Source organism: Streptomyces tateyamensis (assembly GCF_003205575.1).
GTDB lineage: Bacteria > Actinomycetota > Actinomycetes > Streptomycetales > Streptomycetaceae > Kitasatospora > Kitasatospora tateyamensis.
Genome location: NZ_PYBW01000353.1, coordinates 1 through 214 on the forward strand (window position 1 = coordinate 1; position 214 = coordinate 214).

Consider the following 214-nt stretch of genomic DNA (forward strand, 5'->3'; position numbering starts at 1 on the left):
GGGTGAACGCCGGGTCGTCGCTGGGCCGCTGGCCGCACAGGCCGACCGGGCGGCCGACCGCGTGGGCGGTGGCGATCAGGGTCTCGATGCTCCGCGTGACGGCGGGGGTGGTCTCGTCGGAGAGGTGCGCGAGGGCTTCGGAGGCACGGGCCCAGCCGGGGGCGGGCTGGGGGGGGGGTCGGGAGTGTGGTGGGGAGGGGAAGAGGGTAGATCT

Annotated in this window: 1 protein-coding gene; it reads right to left on the reverse strand. The window is 76.2% G+C overall.

The features are described from left to right. Positions 1 to 214 (reverse strand): putative PEP-binding protein (locus C7C46_RS33720; protein ID WP_146259350.1); only part of this gene is annotated, 214 nt, incomplete at both ends.